The sequence below is a fragment of the Sulfurovum sp. TSL6 genome (assembly GCF_019972115.1).
In the GTDB taxonomy this organism is placed as follows: domain Bacteria; phylum Campylobacterota; class Campylobacteria; order Campylobacterales; family Sulfurovaceae; genus Sulfurovum.
On record NZ_BPFJ01000001.1, the window covers coordinates 50,129 to 72,828 of the forward strand.

Sequence of the window (22,700 nt, forward strand, 5' to 3'; positions counted from 1 at the left end):
ATGTCAATTTTAGTAAATAAAGATACAAAAGTTATCGTTCAAGGTTTTACAGGTAAAGAGGGTTCTTTCCATGCTGAACAATGTATGGATTACGGTACAAAAATCGTTGGTGGTGTAACACCGGGTAAAGGTGGGCAAACACACCTTGGCCAACCAGTATTCAATACAGTAAAAGATGCTGTTAAGACTACTGGTGCGACTGTTTCTATGATTTTTGTTCCACCTGCATTTGTTGCTGACGCTGTAATGGAAGCTGCATCTGCTGGTATTGAACTTGCTGTTATCATTACAGAAGGTGCACCAGTTAGAGATATGCAAGCTGCTAAAGCATGTGCGGTTAAAAATGGTATGAAAACAATCGGGCCAAACTGTCCTGGTATTATTACAGCAGAAGAGTGTAAAATCGGAATCATGCCTGGTATGATCTTCAAAAAAGGTAATGTTGGACTTATCTCTAAATCTGGTACATTGACCTATGAAGGTGCAAACCAAGTATGTAATGAAGGTTATGGTATTTCTACAGCTGTTGGTATCGGTGGGGACCCGATTATTGGTCTTAGCTATAAGCAGCTTCTTCAAATGTTCCAAGAAGATCCAGAAACTGAAGCGATTGTTATGATCGGTGAAATTGGTGGAGATCTTGAGATTCAAGCAGCAGCATATATTAAAGAAAATATTACTAAACCGGTGGTTGCTTTTATCGCAGGTCAAACTGCACCAGCAGGTAAAAGAATGGGACACGCAGGTGCTATCATCTCTGGTTCTGCAGGTACAGCAAAAGAGAAAATGGATGCACTTGAAGCAGCAGGCGTGAAAGTGGTTGTTTCACCAGCTGAGATCGGTAAAGCGGTTAAAGAAGTTCTTTCTTAATTTTTAATACGCTTTTAGTGGGCATTCGTGCCCACACTACGACTTCTATCTCTCCAAACTCATTTTTTATTCTCTCTTTTTAACACTATACTTTTTCTTAATTTATCTTTTTTGACTATAATATTAGTCAGTTAAATCGTCAGGAGTTATGAATGCAGCAATCATTTGAAGTCTTTAATGTTAAATGTGGTGGATGTGCCTCTACACTTAAGAGTAAACTTGCCAAAGAGTTTGGAGAGATAGAAGTCGATTTGAACGTTCTGCCACGTAAAATTACCTTAGATATAGAAAATAAGGATGTAGATAAGTTATCTGAGGCACTAAAAGAACTTGGTTATCCTTTGGCTTCAGAAGAGATGAGTTTCATGGGTAGTACTTCAGCAAAAGCAAAAAGTTTTGTTTCGTGTGCCATAGGTAAAATAAACAGTTAATCAGGAGAAATATTTTCTGTATTTTCTCTGCTTCAACAGAGTATAACTATGCTTAATATTCATCATAACCCTTAACAATCACCTTTTTATATGCTATAATTCCATTAAGGTGCAACAGGTAGTTGCTGGTGACATGATGTCACGAGAGGAAAGTCCGGGCTGCAAGTGAGACAGGGCTCCATCTAACGGATGGCCAGAGTAATCTGAGGGCAAGTGCAACAGAAAGTAGGTAGCCACTTCGGTGGTGATAGTGAAAGGGTGGGGTAAGAGCCCACCAGTGCCTGTGGTAACATGGGCAGCTAGGTAAACCCTGTCCGCAGCAAGAAGTATATGGTATAAGTCTCACAAGCTGTTAGATCAGCACTCATACTTCGCTTGAACGTATTGGTAACAATACGTCTAGATAAATAACTACCCACGACAAAACCCGGCTTATCGTTGCACCTTCTGTCTAGCATAGATATGAAAATGGTACAAAACTGCTTTCATCCAAGAACATATTTGATCTATGTATAATCATCCCAATTTTTCATGGAACTATAATCTGGCATTTGCATCCAATACTCCTGATAGTTCTGTAGTGATCGTAATGTCTTTTTCATTAATGGTAATATCTTCTACCGTTGCCTTCTCTAAACGTCCCGTAACCTTGAGATCACCCTGTGAAACCTCATTTAATGATTTGTTCGCTTTTACAACACCTTCATCGATTTTTTTCCCATAATCAAATTTTACAAGTCCTTCAAGATAAGACTGTATAGGTGCCAGCTCTGCAGTATCGATCAAGAGATCAAAAAGATCATTGTTGGTAGTCGAGTCATAAACCAAGTCATCAAAAATGAGGGTTCTGGTCTCTTTATCGATCCTTGGTGAACCTGTAAAGGTGATCTCCCCGTCAGTATCGAACCAATCGTACATATCAAACGTTTTTAACCATTCATCTCTGTTATCGTAACTGATATGAGCAGATATACTTAGTCGTCCATCACTGCTTTTTCCTATCTTCGGGTTGGATACCTTTAACATTCCCGGCACCACACTTTTTACTAGATCGATCGTATAGACATCTGCATATTTATTGTGTGATCTGGCCAATAACTCTTCATAGGTGATCCTCACAGGAAGGTGAAAATTGAATTTTCCTTCTTTGTAACAGATGGTTTCAAGATCTGTCATCTTTGTCTTAGTGTAATCTACAGGAGGCTTGCCTAAAAGCACTTGTGTTTTACCCCTTGCACTTATTGTACTTCGTAACACATGGTCAACGATATCAATTTGAGAACAGGAAGCAACATGAGGTTGAAATAAGAGGTAGGTATCCGTGTCATCATCTATTTTTAAAGGATCTTGGATATCTTCCCACTGTTCTTCCATCATTCCTTTAATGTCAAGTTTTCTAAGAAGTTTTGGTACCCGCTTTGCAAATTTATCCAGTCTTTTTCGAAGTTTTGGTTCTATGACCTTTTTAATATCAATGCTGAACAGATCAAACAGTTTTAATTCTGGGCTATTAGACCAAGCAAAATCATGTGTGATGTTTATGGAAATGGTCCAGTCATTATTAATGTGTAGTTTAGCATTGAGATAGAGAATGGCAGAGGCTCTTGCAGTTCCATAGATATATCCATCTGCAGATGCTTCTGCCTTCACTGGAAATGCAAATGTCAGTGTTGACCCATTACCAGAGAGTAAGATGCGTCCGTTTCTTTTGACCCAACCCTTTACATCACATTTTATTTTGGGCACTGTCCGAAAGTCCCTTGTCCAATCTTTACAAGAGACTTTAAAGCCTTTTATTTTACATTTTGGAATGAAAGGTACTTTTATATCTTGTGGTTTAAGACAGACCTTGCCACGCTCATCTAAGACAGCTACATCATAGGGGACATATTCATTTAAGTATTTTTCCAAGACACTGAGATCTGCTTGTACAGGGAGTGTAATGATGGACTCTTCTTGTATCTGCTTGTTGGCAAATGCACTAGGTGGATAAAGGAAAAAAAGGAAAAGTAAAATGCAGAAAAAATGATTTGTATTGATAGGGTATTTTTTACACATAGGTCTCTTTCAACTTCTTGGTGTATCTCATTCTATCATAAAATACTAAGTTTAAGTGCTGAAATATACTTTTCATACCCCTTCTTGACCTTTACTATTTAGCACTTAACTCTATTTTGATATAATCAATGAAAAAAGAGACCGTGAATGAAAATTTTTCTATTATTATTATTGACACCATTATTACTATTTGCAAAAGTACATTATGCAAAAGTCGAACCTTATGAATCTGTGGTTTTAAAGTCTGCAGTGAGTGCTTTGGTCATGGACGTTGATCTTGATGCCGAAGGTACAATGGTTGAGAGGCAACGAATTGTCTATTTAGATGACAGTTTGGATAAGATCAACTTGAAAATATCAAAAGAAAATCTTCTCATTCTTCATGAAACATTAAAACGACAAGCGTCATATTTTCAACGCATAGATAAGTTGAAAACAGCCTCTACCACCCAAAAAGACAATGCTTTTTACGGTTATGCCTCTGCGAAAACACAGTATTTGGATATGCAGTATAAAATTGCCCAGCTTGAAGATAGTATTGAAAAAAAATCCATTGTCCTTCACCATAAGTATCTGTATGAAATTATGGTACGTGAAGGTGATTATGTTGCCCCGGGTACACCTTTGGCAAGCATCGTAGATGCAAGTAGAGCAAAACTGGTACTTTTTTTAGAACCGGATGAATTAGAACAGATAGAGCAAAAAACCGTCTATCTTAATGGTAAGAAGACAGATTACAAAGTGGATAAAGTATGGAGAGTGGCGGATGAGAAGTTTATCTCTTCTTACCGTGCAGAGATATATATCCCGGCACCTGAAGGATCCTTTTCTGAACTGATGAAAGTGGAGATAAAATAATCATCACAACAGCCTGTGGATTGGATTGTTACGATGCATGCAAGATCGTAGTGAAAGATGGAGCATTCCCTCATATATCAGGTGATGTGGAACATCCAGCAGGCAATGGTGCTTTATGTACTTTACTGAACAAAAGTATCCATGATGCATCGCGTATTAAAAATGCACGTATTGATGGTCAAGAAGTAAGCCTGGATGAGGCTATGGAAGCCGTATATGACGCTTTTAAAAAAGAATCTTCTTTACTTTGGAGAGGATCAGGGAACATGGGTGTCATGCAGGAAGTCACGAATCTTTTCATGGAGAAAATAGAAGGTACGCTTACCAAAGGAAGCCTTTGTGATGGTGCCGGTGATGCTGGGATCATTGAAGGTAGAGGCGTAAATAAAGGGTTGCCCCTTGAACAGATAAAAAAAGCCGATACCGTAGTGATATGGGGCCGTAATGTGACGGTAACCAATGCGCATATCATACCTTTTTTAAAAGGTAAAAAGATCGTTGTGATCGACCCGGTTAAAACGGCTATTGCAAAGAAAGCCAATCATCATTTACAATTACAGCCCCGTACAGATCATGATGTGGCGAACCTGTTGGCAAGGTTTATTTTTAGGAAAAAGAGTAAAGGTAGTGGATCGCTGGATGGGTTAGCAGTAGATGAAGATTTTTATGATTTTGTACGGGAACACCTTCTTGAACCTGTTTTAGAATACTGTGGTACGGATATGGTTGAAATGGGTAGGCTTCTACACTATCTTCTGCATCAAAAGGTAGTATTTTTAGTCGGTACAGGGGTGCAGAAGTACGCCAGTGGAGCTTCTGTACTTCATGCCATCGATTCACTCGCTGCAACACTTGGTCTTTTTGGTAATGAGGGGTGCGGTGTACACTATTTAAGTGATTCAAAACTAGGGTTCGTCAACCCTTTTGATGTGCAATGTAAAAGCGTATCTAAAGTCGTCACACACTTTTCAGAGTTTGATACGGTTCTGGTACAGGGAGGGAACCCTGCTGAATCCATGCCTGATTCAAGACGTGTATGTGAAGAGCTGGAGAAGGTAGACAATCTCATCTATTTTGGACTCTATGACAATGAAACGTCTAGAAGAGCAAAGATAGTCATACCTGCTAAGACATTCTTTGAAAAAGAAGATGTAAGGCTCAGTTATGGGCATCAGTATGTAGAGAAGATGAATAAGGTGATGGATTCAGGTATAGGCATCAGTGAATATGACTTTACGAAGAGACTTTTTGAGGCGTTTAAATTTGCAGGTTTGGAGAGTGAAACATACTATATTGATGCTTGGTTGACACAGTGTCAAAAGCAAGAGGGACAGTATATGTCACCAGCATATGAACCGCTGCCTTATAAAGAAGGCTTTGGCAAAGATGGGGATGAAGTATTTAATTTTGATCAAGCGTATGAAGATGATCTTAGGGATGCCAAGCGTTTTCCAAAAGTGGAGGTTGATCGATTTTGGCTGCTGTCCACTAAGGCAAACAAAGCGTTGAATACACAGTTTAAACGTAACAATACAGTACAGATACATCCTGGATCTGGTTATCTGGAGGGGGAGAAGGTGCTGCTTCGTTCTGAATTTGGTACCTTGGAACTTGAAGTCGTTTTAAACGAAGATTTAAGGACAAACTGTGTGGTAGTGACTAACAATACTTTAGGTCTGAATATCCTCACGCCGAGTATCATCAGTGAGAAGGGTGAAAATGCTTGTTATCAAGAGGTAAAAATAACGATTGAAAAAGTATAAAGCATCCTTGTATATATAGTGAATAAAAACTTGCGTAGTCAACCCTGAAATTTTATCATCATAAAACAACACTTTGCTATAATACTGTAAAGACTAAGAGAGATGGAAAAAAATGAATTTAGAACAACAAGATAAACAGTATGTATTACAGACCTATGCTCGTGACTATACGAACTTTGTCAAGGGTGTGGGTTCTACACTTTATGACGATCAAGGAAAAGATTATATCGATTTTGCTTCAGGTATCGCAGTCAACTCTGTAGGACATAATCACCCTAAACTTGTTGAAGCGATTTGTAACCAGGCAAAGAATATCATCCATATATCAAATCTACAGGTGATCGAGCCTCAGGCAAAACTCGCACAGAAAATGGTGGAGTTGAGTGGATATGATATGGGAGTATTTTTTGCAAACTCAGGAGCCGAAGCGAATGAAGGTGCCATTAAGATAGCACGTAAGTATGGTGAGACAAAGTTTGAGAACAAACGTTATAAGGTCATTACCCTGGAGCATTCATTCCATGGACGTACGATCACTACAGTGAAGGCTACAGGTCAAGAGAGTTTTCATACGCCAAACTTTTCACCCTATCCTGCTGGATTTTCGTATGAAAAATCTATAGAAGATGTCTACAAAGCCATCGATGATGAAACGGTAGCGGTACTGATAGAATTGGTACAAGGTGAGGGAGGTGTACAGCCTTTTGAGAAAGAAGAGATACAGAAGTTGGCAGCACATCTTAAATCTGAAGGTATTTTACTTATCGTAGATGAGGTGCAGACAGGTGTGTACCGAACCGGTGAGTTTTTAGCTTCTAACCTCTATGAGATAGAGCCGGATATCATCACGTTAGCCAAAGGTCTTGGCGGCGGTGTACCTATAGGTGCAGTAATGACAAAACATAAAGATGTATTGGTTGCAGGAGATCATGGGAGTACGTTTGGAGGTAATTACCTCAGTACAGCTGCCGGGCTTGCAGTTTTAGATATCTTGTATCCTTTGTATGATGATGGTAGCATAGATGAAACATTGGTCTATTTTTCTCAAAAACTGCATGAAGTGGCTGTAAAATATAAGCACTTGTTTGAAAAAGAAGTAGGATTGGGATTGATGCGGGGACTTCGTGCTAAAAGTGCAGAGGTTCAGGGCTCTGTGATAAAGAACTGTATGGCCCAAGGCGTCATTGTCCTTAAAGCAGGACGAAATACAGTCCGTTTCCTGCCAAGCATCACCATCAGTAAAAATGAAATAGATGAAGGGTTTAAACGTTTTGAAAAAGCTATTTCTTCTTTGTAGTTTAGTCGCATCATCACTGATACATGCGGATGAATTGGGTGAGATACTCTCTGATAATAAAGAATTGATCTTTGATTATCAGTTGGAAAGCAATGAACTTGAGAGTGATATACTTTCAAAAAGTTGGATGAATCCTGTAAGATTACAATATAGTAGGGACTACTCTACACAGATCGAGGATGTAACGCGAAAGACAGGACGATACTCTGTCATTATTGATCAGCCTATATTCAGGTCAGGAGGGATCTATTATGGTATCAAGTACTCACAGGCACTCCGTGACGCCACTAGAACAGATATAGAGCTTCAAAGACGTACGATGATAGGTGATGCTATCTCCATACTTTTCAATTTGAAAAAAACAAAACTTGAACAAGAAAAAATGAAATATCAGATCAAAAATGATGCGATCGATATACGCCAAAAACGTGACAGTTATGATGCAGGTCTGCTAGATAGCAGTTTTTTGGACCAGGCAATTTTGAAAAAAAGTCAGGATGAAACGGCACTGCTCGAAATGGACCTGACACTGATGGAACTCAAACAGAAGTTTGCACTCTTAAGTGATAAAGATCCGGAAAAGTTACGTCTCCCTGCATTAAAACTGATGAGTAAAACAGACTACAGTGAAGCAAATCTGGAACTTAAAAGAGACAGGCTGCGTGCTGTACAATCAGACTATAATCAAAAAGTGACATGGGCAAAGTACCTTCCTGAAGTTTCACTACAAGGGCAGTATACCAAAATAGATGGAGACCTTCCATTATTTAACCCAATCGGATTGAAGCTTGATTATTATAATTATGGATTTACTGTTTCCATGCCATTGGATATTAACTCTTTTTCTGATATTGAGGCCAGTAAAGTTGAAAAGTTAAGGGCTGCAGTAGAAGTGCTTGACCGAAAAGAGACGGTGGATGAAGAGTATGATTGGATCCATAACAGTCTAAGTATTTTAGATAAAAAAATTACTTTGGCCCAAAAAGATGAGAAGGTTTACAAAAGCCTCTTTCGTTTAACTAAAAATCTTGCGGATGCAGGAGAGAAGACCTCTTTTGATGCAGATATCATGCATAACTCGTTACAGATCAGAAAGATAGATCAAAAAATATATCAGATAGATAAACAGATACAGTTATTAAAACTTTATGTACGGGTGGAAAATGCGATTTAGTGAGTATATGAATGAGTGGCTTTATGGAGAAGAGGGCTATTATAAAAAGTTCAAAGCTATAGGTAAATCTGGAGATTTCTATACGGCTGTCAGTACCAGCAGTTTTTTTGGAGCAAGTATTGCCAATTATTTCTATGCGCTTTTAAAAGAAGGTAAGGCAGATAGAAACGGATGGCTGATAGAGATAGGCGCACACCAGGGATATCTGATCTGTGATATGATTCAGTGGCTCTATACTTGTGACCCGGCTTTGGTTAAAACACTTAAGTTTGGTATCGTAGAGCGTCAGCCTGAAGTACAAAAGGCACAATTGGCTTATATTCAAGAGCGTTTTGGTGATGATGTACAGATCACACATTTTAATGACATTGCAGAAGTAAAAGCAGCCTATGCTTTTGTAGTAGCCAATGAAATTTTCGATGCTTTCCCTTGTGAGCTTTTCAAAGATGAAAAGATAGCGCTGGTAAACGAGCATCAGATAGAGTGGACAGAAGCACCTGCAGAGATGCTGAACTGGGTTAAGAAACATCATTTAAAACAAGGTGAAATCGCCGTAGGCTATGAAGTGTTTGCAAAAGAGATGGCAGCGGGTATAGAAAAATGTGATTTTGTCTCTTTTGATTATGGTGAAAAGTATGTACGTAATGACTTCTCCATACGTGTCTATAGAGCACATGAAACCTTTCCTCTATTTGATGAAGATCTTACTTTGTCTGAATCCTATCAAAAAGATGACATTACGTATGATGTGAACTTTGGACATGTGAGCGAAGCATTTGTAGCAGCAGGTTTTGAAGAAGTCTCCTATGAGACACAAGCGCGTGCTTTAATACGTTTTGGGATTATTGATATTCTTGAACGTTTTGCCAAACAAACAACGCAGGCAAAATATATGAGTGAAGCAGATAAGATAAAAACACTGATATCTCCCACGATGATGGGAGACAGATTTAAATTGGTACATTTCAGAAAGTAGTCTGCTGCTATCTTGTTGCTTTGAGCATTTTGCATCGTTTGATGGAAGCAGCTTCACTGCCGAACATCGCAGCATATTTATCGAACTTTTCTTGAGTGATCATGGCTATGCACTCTTCTTTATTCATGGGATTAGCAGTGTCTCCAGCCATTGGTGCAGGTATTTCTGCTTTGTCTCTTTTCTTTGACTCTGTGGGATACATGTAGTCTGCATCAAAATTGGTATCATCCACTTTTTTGAGTTTTATTTTTTTTGCTGGAGGAGGCGGAAAATATGTTTGTTTGACAATATGAGGGGTATTTTTAGTTTTATTTTCTACTTTAGGTTGGTCACATCCACCTAAGAGCATCAGAATAGCAATAGTGACGATGCCATATTTCATATCTACTCCTTTATGCAATAATCATACACTTATTGTAATATAATCCATTGATAATTACAATAATACTTTTTAAAATCTAAAAAATAAAGAGAGTGATCATTGGTTAATGACTGCAACAGCGATAGCAAACCCACCATCATGGCTAATGGAGAGTGAAGATGCCTTGATCTGGTGTATTTTTTGTGCTTCTTTACTCAGTGTAAATGCAGGTGCACCACGGGAGTTTTTGGTGATGATGATGTCATGGAATGAGAGTTCACTGCCAATGCCGCAACCCAGTGCTTTTGATATAGCCTCTTTCGCTGCCCAAAATCCAGCTATAGATGCTGACTTTTGTACAAGTTCCATCTCTTGGGGATTCAAAAAACGTTGTTTGAATTTATCACCAAAGTGTGTCAATGCTTTTTCTATTCTATTGATCTGTACAATATCTGTTCCTATTTTCATGCCATATTATATCGATTACATCCACTCAACAACTTTAGAGACTTCATCGGCTACAAAACATTTAATGTTTGTTTTTTCAAGTGGTTTATTCGGTATGACGGCTTTAGTAAATCCTTGGGTCTCGATCTCTTTGAGACGTTGAGAGAGTCCTGAGACTTCACGTATCTCACCGGTCAGACTTACTTCACCTAGAAAAAGTGTTTCTGCACTTAGTTTTCTGTCTCTATAGCTGCTTAAAATGGCTGCGATGATCGCAAGATCAGCAGAAGGTTCATGTATCTTGATCCCTCCTGAGACATTGATAAAGACATCATAGGTACCAAGAGGCAGATCAAGTTTCTTTTCGAGTAGTGCCAAAAGCATGCCCAGACGATTGTTATCAAAACCGGTAGAACTTCTTTTAGGATGTCCATAGGATTCTGAAACCAGAGCTTGTACTTCTACAATGATAGGACGGCTTCCCTCCATGATGACAGTAAGTGCTGAACCTGACTGGAGATGGTCTTTGTTGAAAAATTTACCTGCCATACTTTTTGCATCGTTCAAGCCTTCTTTGTTCATTTCAAATATACCAACTTCATTTGTTGCGCCAAAACGGTTTTTAAAACCACGTAATAGACGAAGATCGGAGTTTGTATCTCCCTCGAAGTAGAGAACAGTATCTACCATATGTTCAAGGACTCTAGGCCCCGCTATGGAACCATCTTTTGTGATATGTCCGATGATAAAGATAGGTATCTGTAAAGACTTCGCAATACGCATCAGTTCAAAAGTGATTGTACGTACCTGTGTGACTGAACCGGGTGCAGAGGGTGTTTCATCAGAGTAGAGTGTTTGTATGGAGTCAATGACAATAAGTTCATAGTCTTGATTACCGATTTCTGATAGGACAGAACTAAGATTGATCTCGGGGAGTAAAAAAAGGTTTTCATGGTTTGCTTCCAATCTGTTGGCTCGCAGTTTTATCTGTCCGGCAGATTCTTCTCCTGAGACGTATAAGACCTTTTTTGTAGCTCGGGCAAGGTTTCCTGCTATCTTCAGCAAAAGGGTGGATTTACCTACACCTGGGCTGCCTCCAATGAGTGTAAGTGAGCCCGGAACAATGCCTCCACCGAGTACCAGATCCAATTCTCCACTTCCTGAAGAGAAACGGACAATATTGTCCTCTTCTATCTGTGTGATCGGTTTCGCTTTGAGTATAGATGAACCTGAAGCACTGGAACTTGACGTTTCTTTCAAAAATTTAATTTGATCAGCACTCAGTTCGATCATGGTTTCCCATTGATCACATGAAGTACATTTTCCCATCCATCTTGGAGATTGATATCCACATGCCTGACATTCAAATAATGTTTTTTTCTTTGCCATGATTACCCTTCAGTTCTATTGTGATGTTATTATAGGGTCAAATGATGTGAACACCAGGAAATATGTCATATTGACATCTTTTTAAAGTATCCCATGTAAATTATGATCAACCTGAAGGTTAGGTATGCCCTTGCATAGGTATACATTTTTTAACTCTTTTGGTTATAATTTCGGCATATATGAAGGAAACTTAGTGACACTTAATACAATTAAACAGCTTTTTTATGGTCTTTATCTGACAAACAGTTTTGGATATAGATTAAGAAAAGTCAATGACCCCATGGAAATAAAAAGATTAAGACTTGCCTATTCGGAAGCACAGCTTGATACTCTACATGTTTCAGTGAAGATTGATAATCCTGAAAAACTGCCTCAAGAGGGCCAATATCTTCTTGTGATCAATCATAGAAGCATTATCGATCCGCCTATCGTAGAAGTGGCACTTAAAAATACAAAAATATTCGGTCCATGGATCTCAAAAAAAGAGCTTTATAACTCTTTTTTCTTTGGACTTTTTGTCCGTAATGCGGGTTCGATACTCCTCGACAGAGAAAAGAGCCAAATGAGTGGTTTTTTTGCAGAGACAAAAGAAGCGGTCAAACGTGGAGAATCCATTTTCATTTTTCCTGAAGGAACACGAAATAAAACAGACAGCGCGTTGACAACATTCAAAGAGGGGTCTCGTATCATTGCTTTGAAAAACCGTTTGCCTATATTGCCTCTATATATTAAAACGGATGCGGATAAAGTATTGAAAAATGCGTTAAATGACAGTAAACTTGAACAAGAAGTGACTGTCGTTGTGGGGGATATTATAGATTATAAAGAGAAAACAAGTCTTGAAACACTCTATCGTAAAATGTTTTCTCTTGAGGAAGAGAGCTCTTCCTAAATAAAGATCTCGTCTAAGATCGTATTGACATACTCATTTGCTTTGAATCTTATAAGGTCTTCAGGCTGTTCTCCGGTCCCTATGTAAAAAATAGGCATTTTCAATTCATCTGCGATACTGAATACAGAACCACCTTTGGCTGTACCGTCAAGCTTGGTAATAATAATGCCATCAATGCCGACCATTTCATTGAATACTTTTGCCTGATTGATAGATGAACTTCCTTGTGTACCATCCAGAATAAGCATTTTACGGTGTGGAGCACCATCAAGTGCCTTTCCAGCAACACGGATCATTTTTTTCAACTCTTCACTCAGGTTTGTTTGTGTGTGGAGTCTTCCTGCAGTGTCAATGATGATGTTATCAAAACCTTTGGCTTTTGCAGACTCTATAGTATCGAAGACCACAGCAGATGGATCATGCCCCTGTTGTGTAGCAATGATAGGGACCTCTAATTTGTCTGCCCATCTTGTAAGTTGTTCTATCGCCGCAGCACGGAAAGTATCTCCTGCTCCAAGCATTACTTTTTTACCTTCTTGTTTGTAACGATACGCCAGTTTAGAGATGGTCGTTGTCTTTCCTGCACCATTGACACCGATAATCATTTCCACAAAAGGTGTGGCATCACTCTCTTTGAAGTCTGCTTTATATTGAAACACAGAGATAAGTGAGTTGAAGGCTTGAATTTTGCTGATCTTGTCAGGCAATCCCTCTAAAAGTCTTTCTACAAGTTCATAGTTCACATCTGCTTCAAGCAAGATATCTTCAAATTCATCTTTAGGGATCACTTTTCGTTTTGTCGGTGCAACATCTTTGATGGCATCACTGGTTTTACCCAATACTTTTTTTAATAAATTAAACATGCTGTATTACCTTGCTTTTAATTGTTTCTTGGCTTGTTGTATATCGTATTCTATCATTTCTACGGGGACTGCACCTTCATAATGTGTGAAGTACTTACCCTCAACATACATCACTGTAAGGGGGATGGGAAAGTTCTTAGGTAAGTGGAGTGTCGTTGCCAGTAGAGTTGCAAACGCTTCGTTGTCTGTACCGTTGGAGATAAAATAATTGATTTGATTTTTTGCCATAAATGTCTCCAGTTCATCTTGTGCAATACTGTCATGGGTAAGTATACCTGCAACAAGAAGCTCTTTTTCATACTTTTTCTGAAGATCATTCAAATAAGGGATCTCTCCGATGCAAGGCGGACACCATGTAGCAAAAAGATTTACTATGAGAATGGGTTGTGCTGTATCTTGAAACATGACTTTTTGATCGGAGACGGTCACTTTATGACTTTGTACTTTTGTGTTGATGAGTGTAAACGACCCTAGCTGTATTTCTGGTACAGATATATTTGCCTCTGCTATAGACGGCTTCACTTGAGGAAGCATATCTTCTTTCTTACCCAGTTGAAACCTTTTGTCTTCTTGGTCTATTTTAACTTTTTCCGTCAAAACTTCAGTAGTGTTCTCTGTGGGAAGAGTGGTAGGTTTAGCTTGTTTGTCTTCCCATCCTAGAAAGATGAGCAAAACAATGAGCAGTAATATTGAAAGAAGTATAGCTATTTTTTTATACACACAGACCCTTTTGGTATAATTAGTCTGGCGATTATAGCCAAAGAGCAATAAATAATAAGATGAATAGACGGATCAGTATGACAAAAGAGGCTAAAAAAAAGCAATTTAGAATGCAGAGCTTGAAACGATTGGAAAAAGTTTCTAGATCGGGTAGTTATAAAAAAGATAAGACAATAGTGCATGCACTGTATCAATATATTGTGGAAAATAAGGCCAACACTGTGATGCTTTATATACCTTTAGGAACAGAGGTGAACGTGCACCCTCTCATACAGAGATTGCGCAAGGAAAAGAAACTGCTCTATGTACCATTTATGGAAGGTGCAAGTTTTAGGTTGGTAAAATATAGACTTCCACTCAAGAAAAAGCAGTTTGGGATAAAAGAACCCAATGATTCAAAACAATACAGAATAAAAAATATAGATATCGCTATCGTACCTATCGTGGGAGTAGATACAACACATAGACGTGTTGGATTTGGTAAAGGTATGTATGATAGATTTTATGAAAAACAGAATGAATATATAAAACAAACAGTTTTTGTAGCGCGTGAATTGTGTTACAGCAAAGAGATCATAACAGACGACTATGATGTAAAAGCAGACATGATTATCACCGCTTAAATAGGTTTTGTCAAAAGCAAAGCTTGGATGGTCGAATAACGTAGGAACCTGGTTCGTATGTTATGAGACATGTAATGACCGAAGGATAAGTAATGTTAGGGATAATAGGGGTTTCCAGTATAGCTGGGATAGCTATTGGGGCAGGTGTGTGTTACCTGTGGATGAAAATAAGTACTAAGCACAAATTTTCATACATGGAATCAGAAGCAAAAGCAAAAGCTAAAGCGATAGAGAAAGAAACGGAACTTTTACTCAAATCTGCACATGTGAAAATCAAAGAAAACGAGTTGGAACAAGAGAGTGAATTTCAAAAACGTGTAGGAAAGGTAGATGAACGTAATCGTACCTTGATCTTGAAAACCAAAGAACTGACGGCTAAAGAAGAGAGTTTAAAACTCCTGGAAAAGAGAGTCTTGGAGAAAGAGACCCAGTTAGAAAAACTGGAGAAAAGAAAACAAGAAGAGATTGCCAATACGGTAGATAAAATGCAGCATATAGCTTCTTTGACAAAAGAGGAAGCAAAAGCATATATTTTAGAAAAGGTAGAAGAGCAAAGCCGTGCAGATGTTGCTAATATTGTACGTAAGTATGAACAAATAGCCAAAGAAGAAGGTGAACGAAAAGCCAATTATATTTTGGCACAAGCCACTACGCGTTATGCAGGTGACTTTGCAGGTGAACGTCTTATTAATCTTGTGAATTTGCCAAGTGATGAGCACAAAGGACGTATCATAGGCAAAGAGGGTAGAAACATCAAGACACTTGAAATGCTTTTAGGCGTAGATATTGTGATAGATGAAACACCGGGTGTGATCCTTGTAAGCAGTTTTAATCTCTATCGAAGGGCTATTGCAACCAGGGTGATAGAAATACTGGTAGAAGATGGACGTATACACCCGGGTCGTATAGAAGAAGTCCATGCAAAAGTAGAAGAAGAGTTTGAACAAAAAACCTTTGAAGAGGGTGAAAATATACTTATAGAACTGGGGCTTTTCCCGATGAATGAAGAACTAGTGAAACTTTTGGGTCGTATGAAATACAGAGCCAGCTATGGACAGAATGCTTTGGCACATACCTTGGAGGTAGCCAAACTTGCACGTGTCATGGCAGCTGAAATGGGCGGAGATGAAAAACTTGCGCTTCGTGCAGGTCTACTACATGATATCGGCAAGGCGCTGACACAGGATCTGGGTGGTTCACACGTAGATATAGGTGTGGATCTTTGTCGTAGACATGGGGAACACCCTACAGTCATCAATGCGATATATGCCCACCATGGGCATCAAGAACCAGACTCTGTAGAGAGTGCCGCGGTATGTGCTGCAGATAAACTCTCTGCAGCAAGACCCGGTGCAAGAAGAGAAGTCCTTGAAAGCTTTACAAAGCGCGTGAAAGAGGTTGAAGACATTGCCCTCAGTAAAGCCTACGTCAATCAAGCCTATGCCATTAATGCAGGTAGAGAGATACGTGTTTTTGTCAATGCCCAAAAGATGAGTGACAATGAAACCGTACTTTTAAGTAAAGAAATTGCCAAAGAGATAGAGGACAAAGTACAGTACCCTGGTGCAATAAAAGTGAATGTGATCCGAGAGACAAGGGCTGTCAATTATGCAAAGTAAAATTTTAAAATGGTTATAATTTTAAGATATTAGATAAAGGATGTATACATGAAAAAAATTTTAGTAGCGATACTATTGATAGGATTGAGTTTTCAAGCATTTGCGAAAGATACTGTGGTAGTACTGGAAACCAATGTAGGGAAGATAGAATTGAAAATGTATCCTGAAGTGGCACCGCTTGCCGTTGAAAACTTTACCACGCATGTTAAAAATGGTTACTACAATGGGCTTATTTTTCATAGAATCATTAAAGGTTTCATGATCCAGGGTGGTGATCCGACAGGTACAGGTAGAGGTGGTGAGTCTATTTGGAAAACAGATTTCAAAGATGAATTTGCACCCAATGTCGTATTTGACAGACCGATGCTGTTGGCAATGGCAAACCGTGGACCTAAAACAAATGGAAGTCAGTTTTTCATTACACTTGCACCCACACCTTGGTTAAATGGTAAGCATACTATCTTTGGTGAAGTGATCTCAGGTGAAGAAATTGTACGCAAGATGGAAAATGTTACTACGGGTAGAGGGGACAGACCCATGTTTGACCAGATAATTAAAAAAGCGTATATCAAAAAATAGATGGATTTAAATAGTTTACGAGACGAGCGTAAGAAATGGCTTACGTGGAAAAATATCATACCTTATCAGGAAGCCATTAAGTCGCTTAAAACGTATGAAGATGTTGAGGTAAAGCTTGGAAACAGAGTCGAAGTTCACATCAAGAACCTTAGTCCCCAAGATGCCCAGCAGATAAAAGAGACGGCACTTCTCATGAAGCCTTGGCGAAAAGGCCCGTTTCAGATTAATGATCTTTTTATAGACTCTGAATGGCAAAGCCAAATTAAATACAATCTGCTTGAACCACATTTTGACCTGAAAGACAAGATCGTTGGCGACATAGGGTGCAACAATGGATACTACCTGTTTCGTATGTTGTCTCAAGCACCTAAAAAACTTATAGGCTTTGACCCCTCTGCTATCTATTATTCACAATTCCAGTTTATGAACCATTTTATAAAGTCAGATATTGTGTATGAACTTTTGGGTGTAGAACATGTAGAGTTCTATGAACATAAGTTTGATACGCTGTTCTGTTTGGGTGTGCTCTATCACAGGTCTGACCCTGTTGCTATGCTGAAATCACTCTTTAAAGGATTGAATAAAGGCGGTGAACTTATTTTAGATACGTTTATGATAGATGGTGAAGGTGAAATGTGTCTGACACCTAGGGACCGTTATTCAAAGATACCAAATATCTATTTTGTACCTACTGTCAATGCCTTAAAAAATTGGTGCTTAAGGGCAGGGTTTGAAACAGTTGAAGTGTTGGAGATCATGAAAACAGAACCTACTGAACAAAGAAAAACTGAGTGGATAGACACACAAAGTCTAGAAGATTTCCTGGATCCTGATGATCATACAAAGACCGTCGAGGGATATCCTGCACCTAAAAGAGTCTACATCAAAGCAATGAAATCACTTTAAAATAGCTTAAAAATCTTCATTCTTAAAGTTACTTTTATTTTTAAATAAGGTTGATTTAGCTATAAATACGCTAATAAAAGCGAAAAGTAGACAAAATTTAAGTTTTGGACACTTGCTTATCGGATTGGAAAAGAATGAGAATATTAACGGTAGGTTTCAACGATGAATACGTTAAGGAACTTGAAAAAGAATTAGATAAATACTTTATTTGTATTGTTGACAATGCAAAAGATATGTATGATGCAACTAACTTTACAGACTTTAGACATTATGAACTGGTTGTGATCGTGGATGAAGGTGTGAAGTTTTCACTTGAGCGTTACGTGAATGAAGTCAAAAAGAAAAAGAGTGAAACGAAGATCATGATATTGACAAAAAATGTCAAAGCACAATCTGCTTTCTTCTCTTTGGGTGTAGATGATGTGATCTATCAGCATGGTGAATATCCTGATCTTATCGCTGCAAGAGTTTTGGCAAATATGAGACACCTTTTTGGTACGCAGGTGAATATTGATAAACTTGTGATCGATATCGCAAATAAAAAGATCGAATATGATGAGAAGATCGTTTCGCTCAATGGCAAGACATTTGATATCTTGGCATACCTTGCACTTCGTAAACAACGTGTTTTTTCAAAAGATGAGATCATCAATGCACTTTGGGAAGAGCCTGAGTATGTCAGTGATAATACCGTTGAAGTAGCGATCAACCAGATCAGAAAAAGACTGAAGAGTATCCTCGGATTTCAAGTGATCCATACTGTACGTAGACGCGGATATAAATTCTCTTATTAATACTTGGTGCTGACTGCACTGCATCTTTGAAGGAGTTTACTTAGTCACTTACTGACGTAAGCTTCTTCGAAACAATCTCCAAATATACAGCACATTTAACACAAATTATTCAATAAGTTTCATTAAAAATATTGCTATAATCCTTAAAACACTTTGAGGATCTACAATGCAACTTAACACCCATTTAAATATCAATACGTCACTTTGTGGAAAAGTGACAAAGCTTCAAGAAAATTATGCAGAAGTACTTCTGCATACCACACAACAGATGGCAGCGGATACACAGGGATTGGTACATGGTGGTTTTATCTTCGGTGCAGCAGATTATGCAGCAATGTCTGCAGTGAATGACCCTTATGTGGTCCTGGGAGCTTCAAGTTCCAAATTTATAGCACCTGTAAAGGTTGGTGATGCGGTACTATGTAAGGCTTCCGTTGTCAATAGTAAAGGTAAGAAAGCTGAGGTAGAAGTAGAAGCTTTTGTCAATGAAAAGCTAGTGTTTACAGGCAATTTTACAACGTTCGTATTGCCTTCGCATGTCCTAGGCTAACAGAAGCTTATGCTATACTTCATTTTTTAAATAGAAATCAAGGTAAATGACAATGAAAAAATTCTTTCTTTATGTGTTTCTGGCTCTGGCGGTATTGGCTGCAATCTTTACATATATCCTTTACAGCGAAGGTGCATTTGAAACCTATGAACCTGAACCAAAAAGTGAATTGAAACCTTTTATGAAGTGTGAAGCAGGAAAGTGTGGTTCAGGGAAACCGGAAACTGCCCAAAAAAGTGATTTAAACCCTTCTATGAAGTGTGAGACAGGAAAATGCGGTACAGGGAAATGCGGTAACGCTCAATAAAGCAGATTAGAGGATCAAAGTGTCCTCTTTACCTGTTCTATCCAAAAAGGCATGACTCTTTGTTCTGCTTTGAGGGTCGTGCTCATGCCATGGCCAGGATAGATCGTGTAATTGCCTTCTATGGTGAGCGCTTTTTCTAAACTTTTCACCATATCTTCTCCGCTTGATGAAGGAAAATCCCATCTTCCGATACTTTGTTCAAAAAGAAAGTCCCCACTGAACCATACATCATCTATCTCTATAATGGAACAGCCAGGCGTATGTCCCGGAAAGTGACGGTATTTGATCTTTACCCCTTCGATGTTCAGTGTTTCATCACCTAGGATGATATGATCAGGCTGACTAGGAGGCGTACCTTGTCCAAGAGGATCATCTGTAAGCATAAAAACATCCCCTTTGGGACAATAGATAGGCAGCCTCAGTTTCTCTTGAACCTCCGTATTTGACCATACATGGTCAAAGTGACCATGCGTGTTAAGTATAGCGACGGGATTTGTGACATTGTCAAGTACCCATTGCGTAGCACCCATGCCAGGATCTATGATAAAATCTTTTCCATCCACTGTGGCGATGTAACAGTTGGTTTGGTAAGTTCCCATAGGTTGTATTTTGATTTGCATGATATAATTCTCCTATGAATATATTTAGTCTGTTAGAACGTGCCATTATCAGTGACGATATTCTTATAAAAGAGGATTTGACCGCTCAATGTTTGGCGTATTGTACCAAAAATGAAATAAGGTGTAATGATGATTTTACCCCTCTGCGATTTTCAAAACCGTCCTATGCTTCCAAATGTCATATTGTAGATCCGAGAGAGTTGCCTGCCAGAAAAGACTTTGAGAGTAAAGAGGGGTTGGCTACCTTGGTACATGCTATTGCACACATAGAGTTTTCTGCCATCGATCTGGCACTGGATGCCGTGTATCGTTACCCACAGATGCCTCATGCCTATAAAGTAGATTGGCTTGAAGTAGCCAGTGATGAGATACGTCACTTTAAACTCTTGCGGAGCATATTGACAGAACTTGGATATGACTATGGGGATTTCCCAGTACATTGCGGACTTTTTGATGCGGCAGAGCACAGTGCAGAGAATATTCTGGACCGTATGGCGATCATCCCGCGTTACTATGAAGCATCAGGTCTTGATGTCAGCCCCCAGATCATTAAAAAACTGGACAACAAACGTAAAAATCCTCAGGTAAAAAAAGTGATAGATACACTGTATATTATCTATGATGAAGAGATAGACCATGTGTACAAGGGTGACAAATGGTTTAAATATCTTTGTAAAGAGGAAGGAAAAGCAGAAGGGACAGAAGAAGAGGTGTATTTTGAGATACTTGAACGCTATAAGTTACTCTCAAAACACCGTCCTCATGTCAATGTGGAAGCAAGAAAAGAGGCAGGGTTTTCCTGTTCTGAGATCAAAAAACTGGGTGCAAAGGAGTGTTCATGAGAGGATTTTTTGAAGCAATGCTCTTTGCACCAAAATGGTATCATTACCCTCTGATCTTGCTTCTCTTCCCGTTTTCTGTCATTTATGGGATCATGATGTCCATACGCAGGATAATGACTTCCCCAAAAGAGTTTGGGATTCCCATCATATCTGTGGGAAATCTTATCGTCGGGGGGAGTGGAAAAACACCTTTTGCCATAGCACTTGCTTCACGACTCCAAGGTGTAGTGATCATCTCTCGAGGGTATGGCCGTAAAAGCAAAGGGCTGGTCGAGGTCAGCTCTGAGGGCAAGATACTTGTCGATGTAACACAGAGTGGAGATGAATCTATGCTGATGGCACAGTCACTTCCTAAAGCAAGCGTCATAGTCAGTGAAGATAGAGCATCAGCCATAGAACTAGCCAAAGAAAAAGGTGCAAAGTGTATCATCTTGGATGATGGATTTAACCGTGTTGAGATAGAAAAATTTGAAATCGTGCTTGAACCTGAACACATCAAAAATTATCTCCCTTTCCCGGCAGGTGCATTTAGAGAATTTTGGTTCAATAAAAAATATGCAGATATTGTGGCAAAAGAAGGAGAGGCATTTCATCGACAGGTAGCGTTTGAGAACCTTAAACCCAAGATGGTACTGGTAACGGCCATTTCAAATCCGGATAGACTTAATACCTATTTGCCTGAGGGAATAGTAGATAAAGTCTATTTGGAAGATCATGCTTATTTTGAGGAAGAAAAGCTGAAAATGCTCCTCTCTGAGCATGAGGCCCAGAGTCTTCTTGTGACGCAAAAAGATGCAGTCAAAATGCAGGATTTTAAGTTACCTATCTCTGAAATGAAGTTAAAATTAGAGATCAAAGAGACTATCTTCACCCAGGTAGATGAATATATAAAGGGATATCCAGAATGAAAAATAATATTAATGTTGTAAAAACGCTGCTTGAAGCTTTACCGTTTATTAAAAAGTTTGCCAATGAAAAAATCGTTATTAAGTATGGCGGTTCTGCACAAACGAGTGATGCGCTAAAAGAACAGTTTGCACAGGATATTGTACTGTTGCATCTTGTAGGGATGAAACCTATTATCGTACATGGCGGAGGTAAAAGTATTACAGACCTTCTTGCCGATTTAGGGGTAGATACGAAGTTTATAGATGGACAGAGAGTCACGACAAAAGAGGTGATGCGTATCGTAGAGATGGTATTGAGCGGAGAGATCAACAAAGAGATCGTCTCTTTGCTTGATAATCATGGGTCCAAATCCATTGGGATCTCTGGAAAAGATGGCGGTTTTTTGAAGGGTATACCTAAAGATTTTGAAAAGTTCGGTTATACGGGTATCATCGAACATGTCAATCCTGAAATTGTAAATAACATCATTGAAGACGGTGCGATACCTGTGATCGCTCCTATCGCTGGAAGCAGTACGATGGGACATCCTGGATTTAATATCAATGCGGATCTTGCAGCAAGTAAAATAGCGGTAGCTTTACAAGCAAGAAAAGTACTTTTTCTGACAGACACTCCTGGTGTGTTAGATAAAGAGATGCAATTGATTACAAACCTAAGCATAGAAAAAACAGAATCCCTTAAAGCAGACGGAACGATACAAGGGGGTATGGTACCTAAAGTGGATGCCTGTATAGAAGCTTTACGTGGTGGCGTAAAAAAAGCACATATCATCGATGGTCGAGTGGAGCATTCATTACTTCTGGAAATTTTAACAAGTTCGGGTGTAGGAACTTGTATCGAACTCTAAAGTGG

The 22,700-nt window shown here is 38.9% G+C and carries 25 protein-coding genes and 1 other RNA gene; 19 read left to right on the forward strand and 7 right to left on the reverse strand.

What is annotated here, in order from left to right:
* The 3 genes from sucD (at position 1) to rnpB (ending at position 1,752) form a co-directional block, all read left to right on the forward strand.
* Positions 1-870 carry a succinate--CoA ligase subunit alpha gene (gene sucD / locus LDM93_RS00205; RefSeq protein ID WP_223889845.1) on the forward strand — a complete coding sequence of 290 codons (870 nt, stop codon included), beginning with the start codon at positions 1-3 and terminating at the stop codon, positions 868-870.
* Positions 871-1,022: 152 nt separating this feature from the next.
* Entirely contained in the window at positions 1,023-1,301 is a 279-nt protein-coding gene (locus LDM93_RS00210) for a heavy-metal-associated domain-containing protein (RefSeq protein ID WP_223889846.1), read from the forward strand.
* A 106-nt stretch (positions 1,302-1,407) separates the two neighbouring features.
* An RNA gene (gene rnpB / locus LDM93_RS00215) (RNase P RNA component class A) lies at positions 1,408-1,752 on the forward strand.
* Positions 1,753-1,838: 86 nt separating this feature from the next.
* Here rnpB and LDM93_RS00220 read toward each other — a convergent pair.
* Positions 1,839-3,359 carry a DUF4403 family protein gene (locus LDM93_RS00220; protein WP_223889847.1) on the reverse strand — a complete coding sequence of 507 codons (1,521 nt, stop codon included), beginning with the start codon at positions 3,357-3,359 and terminating at the stop codon, positions 1,839-1,841.
* A gap of 147 nt (positions 3,360-3,506) precedes the next feature.
* On the opposite strand from LDM93_RS00220, the gene LDM93_RS00225 reads away from it, so the two are divergent.
* The 5 genes from LDM93_RS00225 (at position 3,507) to LDM93_RS00245 (ending at position 9,427) form a co-directional block, all read left to right on the forward strand.
* Positions 3,507-4,217 carry an HlyD family efflux transporter periplasmic adaptor subunit gene (locus LDM93_RS00225; protein WP_223889848.1) on the forward strand — a complete coding sequence of 237 codons (711 nt, stop codon included), beginning with the start codon at positions 3,507-3,509 and terminating at the stop codon, positions 4,215-4,217.
* A gap of 20 nt (positions 4,218-4,237) precedes the next feature.
* Positions 4,238-5,980 (forward strand): molybdopterin-dependent oxidoreductase, encoded by a 1,743-nt coding sequence (locus LDM93_RS00230; RefSeq protein ID WP_223889849.1) that lies wholly within the window; start codon positions 4,238-4,240, stop codon positions 5,978-5,980.
* Between the two features lie 112 nt (positions 5,981-6,092).
* The gene (locus LDM93_RS00235; protein ID WP_223889850.1) at positions 6,093-7,277 is read left to right on the forward strand and encodes an aspartate aminotransferase family protein; all 1,185 of its coding nucleotides are present in this window, start codon (positions 6,093-6,095) and stop codon (positions 7,275-7,277) included.
* Positions 7,252-8,451 carry a TolC family protein gene (locus LDM93_RS00240; RefSeq protein WP_223889851.1) on the forward strand — a complete coding sequence of 400 codons (1,200 nt, stop codon included), beginning with the start codon at positions 7,252-7,254 and terminating at the stop codon, positions 8,449-8,451. The genes LDM93_RS00235 and LDM93_RS00240 overlap by 26 nt, the downstream gene beginning before the upstream one ends.
* Positions 8,441-9,427: an SAM-dependent methyltransferase gene (locus tag LDM93_RS00245; RefSeq protein WP_223889852.1), complete on the forward strand. Its 987-nt coding sequence runs from the start codon at positions 8,441-8,443 to the stop codon at positions 9,425-9,427. Before LDM93_RS00240 ends, LDM93_RS00245 begins: the two co-directional genes overlap by 11 nt.
* Positions 9,428-9,434: 7 nt before the next feature.
* Here LDM93_RS00245 and LDM93_RS00250 read toward each other — a convergent pair whose 3' ends face one another.
* From LDM93_RS00250 to radA, 3 genes are all read right to left on the reverse strand, one after another.
* Entirely contained in the window at positions 9,435-9,809 is a 375-nt protein-coding gene (locus LDM93_RS00250) for a hypothetical protein (protein WP_223889854.1), read from the reverse strand.
* A gap of 96 nt (positions 9,810-9,905) precedes the next feature.
* Entirely contained in the window at positions 9,906-10,256 is a 351-nt protein-coding gene (gene acpS, locus LDM93_RS00255) for a holo-ACP synthase (protein WP_223889855.1), read from the reverse strand.
* A 15-nt stretch (positions 10,257-10,271) separates the two neighbouring features.
* Positions 10,272-11,624 (reverse strand): DNA repair protein RadA, encoded by a 1,353-nt coding sequence (gene radA, locus LDM93_RS00260; protein ID WP_223889856.1) that lies wholly within the window; start codon positions 11,622-11,624, stop codon positions 10,272-10,274.
* A 193-nt stretch (positions 11,625-11,817) separates the two neighbouring features.
* On the opposite strand from radA, the gene LDM93_RS00265 reads away from it, so the two are divergent.
* Positions 11,818-12,516 carry a lysophospholipid acyltransferase family protein gene (locus LDM93_RS00265; protein ID WP_223889857.1) on the forward strand — a complete coding sequence of 233 codons (699 nt, stop codon included), beginning with the start codon at positions 11,818-11,820 and terminating at the stop codon, positions 12,514-12,516.
* Here the strand turns inward: LDM93_RS00265 and ftsY are convergent.
* Both ftsY and LDM93_RS00275 read right to left on the reverse strand, forming a co-directional pair.
* Positions 12,513-13,379 (reverse strand): signal recognition particle-docking protein FtsY, encoded by an 867-nt coding sequence (ftsY, locus tag LDM93_RS00270; RefSeq protein WP_223889858.1) that lies wholly within the window; start codon positions 13,377-13,379, stop codon positions 12,513-12,515. The genes LDM93_RS00265 and ftsY overlap by 4 nt on opposite strands.
* 6 nt (positions 13,380-13,385) lie before the next feature.
* Positions 13,386-14,099: a TlpA disulfide reductase family protein gene (locus LDM93_RS00275; protein ID WP_223889859.1), complete on the reverse strand. Its 714-nt coding sequence runs from the start codon at positions 14,097-14,099 to the stop codon at positions 13,386-13,388.
* 59 nt (positions 14,100-14,158) lie between these two features.
* On the opposite strand from LDM93_RS00275, the gene LDM93_RS00280 reads away from it, so the two are divergent.
* The 7 genes from LDM93_RS00280 to LDM93_RS00310 all read left to right on the forward strand — a co-directional run bounded on the left by LDM93_RS00280 (position 14,159) and on the right by LDM93_RS00310 (position 19,477).
* Positions 14,159-14,722 (forward strand): 5-formyltetrahydrofolate cyclo-ligase, encoded by a 564-nt coding sequence (locus LDM93_RS00280; protein WP_223889860.1) that lies wholly within the window; start codon positions 14,159-14,161, stop codon positions 14,720-14,722.
* A 92-nt stretch (positions 14,723-14,814) separates the two neighbouring features.
* Positions 14,815-16,341, forward strand: a complete 1,527-nt coding sequence (gene rny / locus LDM93_RS00285; RefSeq protein WP_223889862.1) for a ribonuclease Y — start codon at positions 14,815-14,817, stop codon at positions 16,339-16,341.
* A gap of 48 nt (positions 16,342-16,389) precedes the next feature.
* On the forward strand, positions 16,390-16,920 hold the full coding sequence (locus tag LDM93_RS00290) for a peptidylprolyl isomerase (RefSeq protein WP_223889864.1): 531 nt from the start codon (positions 16,390-16,392) through the stop codon (positions 16,918-16,920).
* Positions 16,921-17,826: a tRNA 5-methoxyuridine(34)/uridine 5-oxyacetic acid(34) synthase CmoB gene (cmoB, locus tag LDM93_RS00295; RefSeq protein WP_223889866.1), complete on the forward strand. Its 906-nt coding sequence runs from the start codon at positions 16,921-16,923 to the stop codon at positions 17,824-17,826.
* A 134-nt stretch (positions 17,827-17,960) separates the two neighbouring features.
* Positions 17,961-18,620, forward strand: coding sequence for a winged helix-turn-helix domain-containing protein (locus LDM93_RS00300; protein WP_223889868.1), 660 nt, complete (start codon positions 17,961-17,963; stop codon positions 18,618-18,620).
* Positions 18,621-18,786: 166 nt separating this feature from the next.
* The gene (locus tag LDM93_RS00305; protein WP_223889870.1) at positions 18,787-19,170 is read left to right on the forward strand and encodes a hotdog domain-containing protein; all 384 of its coding nucleotides are present in this window, start codon (positions 18,787-18,789) and stop codon (positions 19,168-19,170) included.
* A gap of 52 nt (positions 19,171-19,222) precedes the next feature.
* Complete coding sequence (locus LDM93_RS00310; RefSeq protein ID WP_223889872.1) at positions 19,223-19,477, forward strand: hypothetical protein; 255 nt, start codon at positions 19,223-19,225, stop codon at positions 19,475-19,477.
* A gap of 14 nt (positions 19,478-19,491) precedes the next feature.
* On the opposite strand, the gene LDM93_RS00315 is transcribed toward LDM93_RS00310, so the two are convergent.
* A complete protein-coding gene (locus tag LDM93_RS00315; RefSeq protein WP_223889874.1) occupies positions 19,492-20,097 on the reverse strand; it encodes an MBL fold metallo-hydrolase in 606 nt (201 codons plus the stop codon).
* A 14-nt stretch (positions 20,098-20,111) separates the two neighbouring features.
* Between LDM93_RS00315 and LDM93_RS00320 the strand changes: the two genes are divergently transcribed.
* From LDM93_RS00320 to argB, 3 genes are read left to right on the forward strand one after another with little or no spacing between them, the layout of a single operon-like run.
* The gene (locus tag LDM93_RS00320) at positions 20,112-20,939 is read left to right on the forward strand and encodes a ferritin-like domain-containing protein (RefSeq protein WP_223889876.1); all 828 of its coding nucleotides are present in this window, start codon (positions 20,112-20,114) and stop codon (positions 20,937-20,939) included.
* The gene (locus LDM93_RS00325) at positions 20,936-21,847 is read left to right on the forward strand and encodes a tetraacyldisaccharide 4'-kinase (protein WP_223889877.1); all 912 of its coding nucleotides are present in this window, start codon (positions 20,936-20,938) and stop codon (positions 21,845-21,847) included. Before LDM93_RS00320 ends, LDM93_RS00325 begins: the two co-directional genes overlap by 4 nt.
* Positions 21,844-22,695: an acetylglutamate kinase gene (gene argB / locus LDM93_RS00330; protein WP_223889878.1), complete on the forward strand. Its 852-nt coding sequence runs from the start codon at positions 21,844-21,846 to the stop codon at positions 22,693-22,695. Before LDM93_RS00325 ends, argB begins: the two co-directional genes overlap by 4 nt.
* The last annotated feature ends 5 nt before the right edge of the window (positions 22,696-22,700 follow it).

Coding starts and splice junctions, on each gene's coding strand:
- argB (WP_223889878.1), top strand. CDS start 21,844: ATGAAAAATAATATTAATGTTGTAAAAACGCTGCTTGAAGCTTTACCG.
- LDM93_RS00235 (WP_223889850.1), top strand. CDS start 6,093: ATGAATTTAGAACAACAAGATAAACAGTATGTATTACAGACCTATGCT.
- LDM93_RS00210 (WP_223889846.1), top strand. CDS start 1,023: ATGCAGCAATCATTTGAAGTCTTTAATGTTAAATGTGGTGGATGTGCC.
- acpS (WP_223889855.1), bottom strand. CDS start 10,256: ATGAAAATAGGAACAGATATTGTACAGATCAATAGAATAGAAAAAGCA.
- cmoB (WP_223889866.1), top strand. CDS start 16,921: ATGGATTTAAATAGTTTACGAGACGAGCGTAAGAAATGGCTTACGTGG.
- LDM93_RS00220 (WP_223889847.1), bottom strand. CDS start 3,359: ATGTGTAAAAAATACCCTATCAATACAAATCATTTTTTCTGCATTTTA.
- LDM93_RS00225 (WP_223889848.1), top strand. CDS start 3,507: ATGAAAATTTTTCTATTATTATTATTGACACCATTATTACTATTTGCA.
- LDM93_RS00305 (WP_223889870.1), top strand. CDS start 18,787: ATGCAACTTAACACCCATTTAAATATCAATACGTCACTTTGTGGAAAA.
- LDM93_RS00320 (WP_223889876.1), top strand. CDS start 20,112: ATGAATATATTTAGTCTGTTAGAACGTGCCATTATCAGTGACGATATT.
- sucD (WP_223889845.1), top strand. CDS start 1: ATGTCAATTTTAGTAAATAAAGATACAAAAGTTATCGTTCAAGGTTTT.
- rny (WP_223889862.1), top strand. CDS start 14,815: ATGTTAGGGATAATAGGGGTTTCCAGTATAGCTGGGATAGCTATTGGG.
- LDM93_RS00315 (WP_223889874.1), bottom strand. CDS start 20,097: ATGCAAATCAAAATACAACCTATGGGAACTTACCAAACCAACTGTTAC.
- LDM93_RS00300 (WP_223889868.1), top strand. CDS start 17,961: ATGAGAATATTAACGGTAGGTTTCAACGATGAATACGTTAAGGAACTT.
- LDM93_RS00280 (WP_223889860.1), top strand. CDS start 14,159: ATGAATAGACGGATCAGTATGACAAAAGAGGCTAAAAAAAAGCAATTT.
- ftsY (WP_223889858.1), bottom strand. CDS start 13,379: ATGTTTAATTTATTAAAAAAAGTATTGGGTAAAACCAGTGATGCCATC.
- radA (WP_223889856.1), bottom strand. CDS start 11,624: ATGGCAAAGAAAAAAACATTATTTGAATGTCAGGCATGTGGATATCAA.
- LDM93_RS00290 (WP_223889864.1), top strand. CDS start 16,390: ATGAAAAAAATTTTAGTAGCGATACTATTGATAGGATTGAGTTTTCAA.
- LDM93_RS00250 (WP_223889854.1), bottom strand. CDS start 9,809: ATGAAATATGGCATCGTCACTATTGCTATTCTGATGCTCTTAGGTGGA.
- LDM93_RS00310 (WP_223889872.1), top strand. CDS start 19,223: ATGAAAAAATTCTTTCTTTATGTGTTTCTGGCTCTGGCGGTATTGGCT.
- LDM93_RS00245 (WP_223889852.1), top strand. CDS start 8,441: ATGCGATTTAGTGAGTATATGAATGAGTGGCTTTATGGAGAAGAGGGC.
- LDM93_RS00325 (WP_223889877.1), top strand. CDS start 20,936: ATGAGAGGATTTTTTGAAGCAATGCTCTTTGCACCAAAATGGTATCAT.